The sequence below is a fragment of the Desulfovibrio piger genome, assembly GCF_012843875.1.
GTDB lineage: Bacteria > Desulfobacterota > Desulfovibrionia > Desulfovibrionales > Desulfovibrionaceae > Desulfovibrio.
Window position 1 is genome coordinate 85,495 of the sequence record NZ_JABAFY010000006.1, and the last position, 9,995, is coordinate 95,489.

Genomic DNA, 9,995 nt, shown 5'->3' on the forward strand with positions numbered 1-9,995 from the left:
TGTTGTCCCTGACGGCGGTCCGTCGGGCCCTGCTCCCTCGGAAGGGGCAGCGCCCGTGCGCAGGAGCTTTTTCCGGCGCCGTGTCCTGCCGTGCCTGCTGCTGTTCGTGCTCCTGATTTTGCTGGCCGGGGCCGGAGCGGTCTGGTGGCTGCGTACGCCCGGCGGACAGGACTGGCTGCGGCAGGAAGCCGACGCCCTGCTGGCTCCGCCCCTGGCCGAACAGGGCCTTTCCCTGGAGCTGATCCGTCTGGAGGGGGCCCTGCCGCTGGAGATGGAATGCGCCCTGCGCCTGCGTGATGCCGGGGGCCTCTGGCTGGATGTGCCCCGGGCGCGTGTGGACGTGGGCCTGTCCGTCTTCCCGCCCGGCATCTCGCTCGACCTGCGCCTGGAACACCCCTCTTTGTATCGCCTGCCCCAGCTGCCTCCTTCCCCCGACGAGCCCTCCCCGCCGCTGGCCGAGACGCTGGCCGGAGTGGAGACGGCCCTGAGGAGCGCGCTGGACATCACGGCCTCCCTGCCGGGCTGGCTGCCTTCCCTGCATGTGCGTGAAGTGGCGCTGGATGGCCTGTGGCTGGGCTCGGCCGTGCTGGACGGCAGTTCGTCCGGCACGCTGGTGGATGCCTCCGGGCAGGCAGCTCAGGACGCGGCTGCTTCGGCCGGAGCGGGGAGTGTGCCTGCGGATGGCCAGACGCCTCCGGCCCCTGCCGTCACTGCGTCTGCCCCTGCACAAGAGGCGATGACGCCCGGGGCCCTCCCGGCGCCGCTCCTGTCCGTGGCTGTGGCCGCCGTGGAAAGCGCCCTCCGCGTCGGTGAGGGGCTGGAGGTCTCGCTGCGCCTGACAGCCGAAGCTGATTTTTCCCTGAGCGGGACCACGGCCCGGGCCGGTCTCCGGGCCTCGTGGCAGCTGGCGTCCGCAGCGGCAGCCGCTGCTCCGGCCACTGAGGAGACGCCTTCCGCCGCTGCGCCCGCTCCCGGATCCGGTGTGACAGCGCCCGGGATGACTCCGGCGGCGGCCCCGGCACAAGAAGCCGGTCTTGTTCCTGCGCAGGAAAAAAACACGGATACGGCCCCCCTCCTGACGGAAGCGGCAGGACAGTGGCTGCCCGCGCCGCTGGCTCTGCTTTTGACGCCCGGGCAGGCGTCGTCCCTGCGGGTGGAACTGGCCCTGCAGCCCGGTGAGCGTCCCGTGCTGGCGCTGGAGAGCCTGCAGGCGGATGCCGGGGCCGTGCGGCTGCGCGGTCAGGGGACGCTGGAGCTTGCGACCGCTGCGGATGTGCTGGCCTCGCCGCTGGCGCTGGATTGCTCGCTTGCCGTGTCTTCTGCTGCGGATGCGGCGGCCCTGCTGCCCCAAGCGCGGGCCCTGCTGGCACCCCTGGGCGACGCCCTGCGTCTGGACATCGGCGTGAAGGGCAGTCCCGGTGCGCCCGAGCCCCGTCTGGAACTGGCCTGCGCCACGCTGGATCTGGGCGGGCATGCCGTCAACGATCTCTCCCTGCTGGCAGGCGGAGAGGCTTTGCCGTGGCCGCAGCTGGCTGCCAAAGGCAAGGTGGAACTGCCGCTCTCCCTGCAGGTGCGCACCGGAAAAGACCACATCTCCACGAAACTGCGCCTGCGGGCCGGGCATGACGGCGCGGCCTGGCTGCTGGGCCTGCCGCAGCTGGAGCTGCACGGCGCCGGTGCCCGTCTGGATGGGGCCCTGCTGGCCCTGCTGCCCGATGCCCCGCAGGAGATACCTGCCGTTCCTGCTGCTTCGGCGGAAAAGCAGGCCCCGCTCCCTGCGGTGGGAGAGGCCGGGACGCTCCCGGCTCCTGTGGATACGGCCGGACAGCCCGCAGCGGTCCTTCCGGCGGCCCCTGTTCCTGCCTCTGCTGCGGATGCCGCCGCAGCCCCCGTCCCTTCGGCCCCGGCCATCGTGGGCAGCGATTTTGTCCCTGCGCGGCTGCTGGCACAGCTGTTCCCCGATCCCGGGACAAGGCCGCGTTTGTGGGCCTCGCTGTACGGCGAGATAGAAGACTGGGCCGCGCTGGGCCGGGTGCTGGACTACTGGTCGCCGGGCCTGCGCCTGGAAAAGAAGGATGACCGGCCTGTCCGTCTGATGCTGCGTGCGGGCGGTCTGCCGTGTGCCCCGGACAAAGCCGAGGAACTTCCGCTGGCGGCTGTGGCCGGGCTGGCCGATCCGGCCTTCCTGTGCAGCCAGGACTGGCAACAGTGGTTCAGTCTGGATGCCGATGTGGGCTTCCTCCGCCTGCACGACAGGGGAGGCGAGCGCCTGCTGCTGCGCGAGCTGCACCAGCATCTGCGCATCGACGATATTTTCGGCCGGGGAAAGCTGGAACAGCGTCTGGACGTGCGCCAGCTCCATGCGGCCGGTCTGCGGCTGGAGCGGGTGCTCGTGGGCCTGAAGGGCGAACTGGCGACCCCGCTGGAAGCGGAACTGGCCTGCGCCGGAGCCATTCGGGCCAAGCTGCGCCTCCGCTGGCAGGGCGACAGGCTGGAGATCCCCGTGTGTGACCTGCATCTCAAGCAGGGCGTGGGCCTGCGCCTGCAGGCAGGGACGGCCCTGGTGCTGGACAAGGACGGTCTTTCCCTGCGCGGTCTGGATGCCCGCATCGCGCCTGCGGGGCGGGTACGGGCCACGGCCAGCCTGAAACCCGCGGCCATGGATGTGCGCCTGACGCTGGACAGCATGGATCTTGCCCCGTGGCGGGCGGTGGTGCCGGGCCTGCCTTCGGCCGCGCTGGCTTTCCAGAGCCGCCTGCACGGCAGTCCCGCGGCCCCTGCCGGGACCTTCCGGCTGGACGTGCGGCGACTGGAAGTCCCGCAAAGCTCTCTGCCGCCGCTGGATCTGGCCCTGACGGGCAAGCTGGGCGGCAGCAACGGCAAAGGACGTCTGGACACACGGCTGGAACTGCCTCCCTCCACCCGGCAGGCCCTGGGAGCGGAGCAGGCCGGTCTGGAAGTCCGCCTGCCCCTGCATTTTTCCGCCAACGGCCTGCCCTTGCCGGACATGACGGCCCCGCTTTCCGGGCGTCTGGACTGGCAGGGCGACCTTGCCCCGCTCTGGCGTCTGGTGCCGGTGGCCGACCGCCGCGTGACCGGACGCCTGGACATGCATCTGGCCTTGGCCGGCAGCCTTGCCGTGCCTACGGCCAAGGGGCGGCTGGAGGTCGCGGGCGGACGGTATGAGGACCTGGCCCTGGGCATCCTGCTGACGGACATCAAGGCCTCGGTGACGGCGGGCAGCGGCAAGGGCCTGAAGCTGGAGCCCGTGCGTGTGGAGGCCTCCATGAGCGACGGGCGCGGCGGCCTGGTGACGGCCGCGGGCAGCCTGCATCCCGAAAGCGGCAGGCTCGATCTGGATGCCGCCATGAAGCGTCTGCGCCCCCTGCGGCGCGCGGACATCCAGGCGACCCTGTCGGGCACGGCCTCGGTCAAGGGCACGCTCATGGCGCCCCAGGTGGCGGCGGACATCACCATCGACGAGGCCCTGGTCAATCTCAACCGCCTTACCGGCAGCAGCGTGACCACCCTGTCCGTGGAAGGCACCAGCGAAGCCCCGGAACCGGTCACGGAAAAGAAGGAAGGACACGGCTCCCTGGACGTGAGCGTCCGGGCGCCCGGGCATATCGCGGTCAACGGCCACGGGCTGGAGAGCGAATGGCAGGCCGGTCTGCGCGTGCGCGGGGCCCTCAACGATCCGCTGGTCATCGGCAGCGTGCGCTCGGTGCGGGGGCAGTTCGACCTGCTCTCCAAGATCTTCACCCTGCGGCCCAGCACCATCTCCTTCAACGGCGGGGCGGTCTCCAACCCCCTGCTGGACGTGACCCTGCGCTACGAAGTGCCGGATATCACGGCCGATGTGCGCGTCAGCGGCTCCGTGCGGCGCATGAAGCTGGAACTGACCAGCACGCCGTCCCTGCCGCAGGAAGAGATCATCTCGCGGGTCATGTTCGGTCGCGGCTCCAGCGAACTGGGCCGTTTCGAAAGCCTGCGTCTGGCCGCCGCCGTGGCACGTCTGGCCGGGTTCGGCTCCGGCGGCCTGGGCGTTCTGGATCTGGGCCGTGCGGTGCTGGGCGTGGACGTGCTGCGCGTCAATTCCGCCACGGACAAGGAGAGCGGTGATGAAGAAAGCAGCCTGGAAGTGGGCAAGTTCATCGGCGAGAAGATCTATCTCGGCGTGGAACAGGGCCTGGAGCCGGACAGCATCGCCGTCATCATGGAACTGGAACTGACCCCGCACAGCAAGGCGGGCATCCGCACGGAGCAGGACAACACCAGCGCCGGTGTCCAGTGGAAGATGAATTACTGACGGAACCGGGACGGTCTGAGGCGCTTGCGGACGCTCCCTTGCGATGGGCAGCCGTATCGCGCCTTGGAGCCCGGAGACGATGGCGCTGCTGTCCCGGTCAGAAGCCCGGCCGGATGCGCCTTGCCTGCCGTCGGGCACTGCCTGCGGACGCATCCGGGGGCACCTGCGGCGTACGGGCCTGAGGCTCCTGCGGGTGCTGTCCCTGCAAGGAATAGAGGATGGAACGACTGACCTTCAGCGATGCCGGTCCTGCGGACTGGCCGTATCTGCTGTGCCTGTGGTGGCGCAACGTGCGGGCCACGCACGGCTTCGTGGCGGAGGACTATCTGCGGGCCATCGGGGCTGCTTTGCCGGGCGCCTATCTTCCGGCCATGGAGCGCGTACGTCTGGCCTGGCTGGAGGTCGCGCCCGCTGAAGGCGACGGGAGCGACCATGCGCCGGGGGCAGGAGAAGGCCATTTCCCGACGGGCACGGTAGCCGTACCCCGCCCCTTTCAGGGGCGCTTGCCGGCGGGCTTTCTGGGCAGCGTGGAGCAACGGGTGGAGATGCTCTTCGTGGAGCCGGGCCTGCGGGGCAGGGGCATCGGTACGGCCCTGCTGGAGGATTTCGGCAGCCGCCATCCCGAGATCCTGCTGGACGTCAACGAACAGAACACGGCGGCCCGGATATTTTATGCCCGCCGGGGCTTCGAGGTGGTGGGGCGTTCCCCGCTGGACGGGGCGGGGCAGCCGTATCCGCTCCTGCATCTGCGCCGGGTGCGGGCCGGGGGCGCCGGGACAGGGCAAACAGCCTGACGCATGGCCTTTCGACGGCCTCGCATCCCTGCCGTCACAACAGGGGGCGGCATCCTTTCTTTGCCCGCAGAGGACACAGCGGCGACGTGGTCGCCCAAAAAACAGAAACGCCGGGGGGGACCCGGCGTTTTGGCATCGTCCGGGAGAATGACAATGCCGTCTCTCTGGGGAAGGAGATATCTATGCGGCTGCCACGCGGCGGCCGTGGAGGACGTAGTACAGCAGCACCGCGCCGAGGACCACGAAGGCCAGGGTCTGGTACATGCCGTCATAGCCTGCGGCGGGGATCATGAAGCCGAACAGGTAGGGCCCCAGACCGATGCCCAGGTCGAAGAAGATGAAGAAGGTCGTGGTGGCCTGGGCAAAGCGGGACTTGGACACCAGCGAGAGCGAGACCGCCTGTCCGGCGGACTGGAAGTTGCCGAAGCCCATGCCCAGGATCAGCCCCGCGGCCAGCAGGACCCAGCTGCTGCTGGCGTGGGCCATCATGGTCAGGGAAAGGGCCGTCAGCAGCAGGGCCGGGTAGAAGATGATGTTCTCGCCGCGCAGGTCGAACAGGCGACCGGTCAGGGGCCGGGTCACCAGGGCGGCCAGGGCGTAGAGCAGGAAAAAAAGGCTGGCCGCGCCGGTCAGGCCGCGTTCCGCCGCATAGGAGGTCATGAAGGCCTGGATGCAGCCGTAGCTCAGGCAGGTGATGAGCGCCACCAGCGAAAAACGCACCACACGCGGGTCGATGTAGCTGTTGAGCTCAAGGAAGGGCCGGTGGCGGTGGCGCATCTCCGGCAGGTCGTGCAGGCCGAAGAAGATGGCGATGCAGGTCAGGCCGATGCCCAGGCAGGTCTGTGCCAGGATGGTGTAGCTGAAATACTGGGAGATGAGGATGCCCAGGAAGGGCCCCAGGGCCAGCGCGAAGGCCGTGCTCATGCTGAACAGGCTGATGCCCAGTCCGTGATGCTGGTGGGGCACCACATAGGCCACGATGGTACCGGTGGCCGTGCCCATGATGCCCACGCCCATACCCATGCACAGGCGTTGCACGAAGAGCAGGGCCAGGTTGGGGACCCAGAAAAAGGCCGCGATGCTGGCCGAATAGAGCAGCAGCCCGGCAAAAAGGATGGCACGGCAGCCGCACAGGGAAAGCAGGTTGCCGGTCAGGAAACGGCCGATGAGGCAGCCGATGACCATGATGCCCGCGGTGAGCCCGGCGCTGCTGAGGCTGGCGCCGTAGGTGGCCCGCGCGTAGGCCGTGCTGGTGACGAACATCAAGTAGTAGGCCGTCATGACCAGCAGGTTGATGCAGGCGACCACATTGAAGTTGCGGTTGAAAATGGAGCGCAGGGCTTCGCCGGTGCTGACGGTGCTGCGGTCCTGTGTCCGGGGCCGGGATCTGTGTTGGGTGGGCATAGGGATTCCTGGGCGAAATATCGCCATACCGTTGCGTGTGCAACGATATACGTCCGGGTGCTTTCCCTTGTCAAGCAGAAAACCTGTCCGGCGGACGGAGCGCTTTTGCCCTTGCAAGGCGCTGCAAGGCTGACTATGAAAAAACGACGTATGTGACCTACATCATTTTTCTGGAGCTGTTGTGGAACTGACCTATAAGTGGATCGCGCTGGCCAACCGGCATTACCTCATGTACCTGAACAAGCGTCTTGCTTCGTACGGTCTCAGCGGCAGCCAGTATCTTTTCATCCTGAACATCTGCCGCCAGCCCGGCCTGACCCAGGACAAGCTGCCGGACATCATCCACATCAACAAGAGCAACGTCACCCGTGCCCTGGCCCATCTGGAGAAGCGCGGCTTCATCCGGCGTGAGGTCAACCCGCAGGACAAGCGCACGGCCGCCGTCTTCCCGACGCAGAAGGCCCTGGACGTGTACCCGCACGTGCTGGAGATCATCCGGGGCTGGGACGCCTCGGTGACCAGCCCGCTGACGGAGGACGAGAAGCACACCCTGCAGGCCCTGCTCAAGCGCGTGGTGGCCTCGGCCCACGAGTACCGCAGCACCGAGGGCTAGGGGCCAGGTCCTCCTGCCAGGAGGTCTTGGGGACAGCTGTCGCTGCCCATGCCGTGCAGGGACGGTATGGAGCCGGGCCGGGAAGGTCTTCCGGCTTCGCGCCATGCACAGGGCTGTTCCCCCCATGTCTCTCCCGCAGCGTCCCTGCAACCAGCACATGCGACAGGCACGAGCCCTGTTCCCTGCGGGGAGATATGAAAGAACAACGAGCGGCGCGGACGATTCGTCCGCGCCGCTTTCTTTCGGGCATCTTGCCGTGCCCTTGCGTGCGTTCCCCGCTCTAGTAGCTGATGCGTTCGATGAGCTTGCGGCGGGGCGTGAGCGAAATGTGGTAGTACTGGTTCTGCGGCACGTTGATGTAGGGGATGTCCTCCTCGCGCTGGCGCAGGAACAGGGAGAGGATGACCCGGTTGATGGCTTGGTGGCCCACCAGCATCACGGGCAGTTCACCGGCCAGGAACAGGGCCCGCTGCAGGCCGCGCCGCACACGTTCGCGCAGCATGGCGTAGCTTTCGCCGTGCGGGTAGGCGTAGTGGTATTTGTCTGCGTTACGGCCTGCCGTGATCTCGGGCATGGTCTCGCGGATCTCGCTGTAGCACATGCCTTCGCAATCCCCGGCCCAGATCTCGTCGAATTCCTTGAAGGCCATCACGCGGGTCTCGTGCCGTCCGCGCAGCAGGGGCGCCGCGGTCTCGTGCGAGCGCATGCGCGTGGAGGTGAACACCCAGTCCAGTTTCTGGTCGCGCAGGTGCAGGGCCAGGGCCTCGGCCTGCATCCGGCCTTTGGCCGTCAGGGGCGGATCGCCACCGATGCGGCCCTGCACGTTGTATTCCGTCTGACCATGCCGTGCCAGGTACAGGCTCTGCACCCACCAGCTGACCACGATCTCGCGGATGGCGGGATAGTAGGGGGAGCCTTCGCAGGGCTGTTCCGCCAGGATGCGGCTGGACATGGTATCCACGCACAGCCAGTACTGTTCCTTGCCCACAGGCTCGTAGATGGCTTCGTAATAGCCGATGCGGCCCACAAAGCTCGCCAGGGCCTCGTCCTCGGTATAGCCCGCGTACTCCGGCAAGCGGGTCTTGTTGCGGATGCAGGCATTGAGCAGCACGGGGTCTTCATTGACGCATTCCAGAAAAAGCACGGGATGATCCGTGAGGGTCCTTTCGATAAAGGCCCGCCGTGCGCGACTGACGTTGGTGGCATCCAGGATGGCTACGTCACCTTCCCGGTTCAGCCATTCTTTGGCCCGGATCAGGTTTTGCCGGCAGATCTCCTCGCGGATCCTGCGACCTTCGGCATTGTCCGGGGAATAGAACTCCGGCAGGGTGGATTCCGCCCCCAGCAGTTCGCGGCGGACGTCGCCGTTGTTGAAGATGGCTGAACGGAAGCCGTCAGCCGCCAGGCCGCCGCAGATGCGCCGGGCCAGACGGGACTTGCCGCGTGCGGGCAGGCCCACCATGACGAGATAGAGCTTGTGCATGAGACTCCTGTGGGGCGTTGGTCTGTACGGATATCAAGAGCCGCCCGGCCGCGCGAGGGGCAGGGCCGGACATCATGCCGGTCAGCGGGCCGCAGGGGCCGCCTTGGGGGCCGCAAGCTGTTCCAGGGCCTTTTTCAGCGGCTTGCCGGGATGCTTGCCGCACCACTCCAGCAGGGCGTCGCTTTGGGCGGCCATGTTCCCCAGCTCCAGGGGACGGTAGGGGCGGTCTTCCTTGAAGGCCTGATAGCCGTCCCACCAGAGGACCAGCGGCAGCCAGTTGTCGCCCTGCCGGCGGAAGGTGCGGCAGGGCTGGGAGAGCTTTTGCCGCGACAGCTTTTCGCGCACTGCCTGCCAGCGTTCCGTCAGGCGGGACATGGGGGCCGCGGCGCAGGCGTCGTGCAGTCGTATGGGCAGGCTGGAAGTCCACTGCTCGCCCTGTTGCCAGAGCTGGAAGGGGAGATCCTCCTTGCCGCTGCGGGCCGCCACATAGCCATCCAGCCATTCCAGCGGCACGTCCAGGCGCAGGCCGCCTCCTGTTTTTTTCCTGTCCACCGCCTGTTCGGCCAGAGGCCGGCAGATCAGGGCCCCCACGCGCAGGTCGCTGTCTTCAGGGCTGCTGCCCAACAGCAGCATCTGGCCGGGTTCCGCCTCCTGCACCGTGATGGTCAGGGGCGATGATACGGGTTTTTGGGGCTGGGCCGCACCGGCAGCAAGGGGGCTCAACAGCATCAGCAGCAGAAAAGCCGCGCACAGCGGGCTGAAGGACGTGTTTCGCATAATTTACTCCTGCCGCAGGATAGCATTGTCGACCGGGGGATTGGAAGCGGGTTTCTCGTGGGGGAAGGGGCGTTTTGGGGCAAAACTGTCCCTTTCTCCAGGCCCCACCCCCGGAAAAAACTTGTTCGGGTGTGGACGACAGGCCCCGCCGCTGTCTGAAGGTGGGGACATCGGGACGTGCCGGAAAAGGGAATGGATGGGTGCCCCTCCGGGAATGCAGGGCGTTTTCGCAAATTGCCGGAGGGTGCGACGAGTCCTGTCATGACAACCGGCAAGGGGCAGGTGATGGGAAAGACTCCGGACTGTGGCGACAGGAAAGCAGCAGAGGGCGTTGAAGTACCGGCAGGGCGGGGCCGATCCGGACTCAGGGGCGGGAGGAACGGCTCAAAAACTTGCCGGAATGAGGAACAACAAGCGGATACGGGCTGCCCGCTTGATGTTCTCCAGGCCGGCCAGGGCTCTGGCAGTGCAAAGCATCCCGTGTGCCGGCTGGATGATGAGGGAAGGATGGCCTTGCCGGTGAGACGGCGACGGGGACCGGCGCACGGACCAGAGCAAAGTTTTTTGAAGGGGTGGGGGAGCGCGAGGGGGCGGGGGGGCTTTTTGTTCACAAAA

6 protein-coding genes are annotated in these 9,995 nt (G+C 67.4%); 3 read left to right on the top strand and 3 right to left on the bottom strand.

Annotated features, from left to right (window positions below; all coding sequences use genetic code 11):
• The first annotated feature begins 55 nt into the window (after positions 1-55).
• Together HF854_RS12870 and HF854_RS02995 are read left to right on the top strand one after the other, a co-directional pair.
• Positions 56-4,309 (top strand): translocation/assembly module TamB domain-containing protein, encoded by a 4,254-nt coding sequence (locus HF854_RS12870; protein ID WP_168934943.1) that lies wholly within the window; start codon positions 56-58, stop codon positions 4,307-4,309.
• 218 nt (positions 4,310-4,527) lie between these two features.
• Positions 4,528-5,103 carry a GNAT family N-acetyltransferase gene (locus HF854_RS02995; protein WP_168934944.1) on the top strand — a complete coding sequence of 192 codons (576 nt, stop codon included), beginning with the start codon at positions 4,528-4,530 and terminating at the stop codon, positions 5,101-5,103.
• A gap of 180 nt (positions 5,104-5,283) precedes the next feature.
• Here the strand turns inward: HF854_RS02995 and HF854_RS03000 are convergent, their stop codons facing one another.
• The gene (locus HF854_RS03000; protein ID WP_240937641.1) at positions 5,284-6,507 is read right to left on the bottom strand and encodes an MFS transporter; all 1,224 of its coding nucleotides are present in this window, start codon (positions 6,505-6,507) and stop codon (positions 5,284-5,286) included.
• Between the two features lie 181 nt (positions 6,508-6,688).
• Here HF854_RS03000 and HF854_RS03005 point away from each other — a divergent pair, with 181 nt between their 5' ends.
• Positions 6,689-7,120: a MarR family winged helix-turn-helix transcriptional regulator gene (locus tag HF854_RS03005; protein ID WP_006007772.1), complete on the top strand. Its 432-nt coding sequence runs from the start codon at positions 6,689-6,691 to the stop codon at positions 7,118-7,120.
• A 280-nt stretch (positions 7,121-7,400) separates the two neighbouring features.
• Here the strand turns inward: HF854_RS03005 and HF854_RS03010 are convergent, their stop codons facing one another.
• Together HF854_RS03010 and HF854_RS03015 are read right to left on the bottom strand one after the other, a co-directional pair.
• A complete protein-coding gene (locus tag HF854_RS03010; RefSeq protein ID WP_168934946.1) occupies positions 7,401-8,603 on the bottom strand; it encodes a bifunctional nucleoside/nucleotide kinase/histidine phosphatase family protein in 1,203 nt (400 codons plus the stop codon).
• An 81-nt stretch (positions 8,604-8,684) separates the two neighbouring features.
• Positions 8,685-9,380 (bottom strand): hypothetical protein, encoded by a 696-nt coding sequence (locus HF854_RS03015; RefSeq protein WP_168934947.1) that lies wholly within the window; start codon positions 9,378-9,380, stop codon positions 8,685-8,687.
• Positions 9,381-9,995 lie beyond the last annotated feature (615 nt).

Coding starts and splice junctions, on each gene's coding strand:
- HF854_RS02995 (WP_168934944.1), top strand. CDS start 4,528: ATGGAACGACTGACCTTCAGCGATGCCGGTCCTGCGGACTGGCCGTAT.
- HF854_RS03000 (WP_240937641.1), bottom strand. CDS start 6,507: ATGCCCACCCAACACAGATCCCGGCCCCGGACACAGGACCGCAGCACC.
- HF854_RS03010 (WP_168934946.1), bottom strand. CDS start 8,603: ATGCACAAGCTCTATCTCGTCATGGTGGGCCTGCCCGCACGCGGCAAG.
- HF854_RS03015 (WP_168934947.1), bottom strand. CDS start 9,380: ATGCGAAACACGTCCTTCAGCCCGCTGTGCGCGGCTTTTCTGCTGCTG.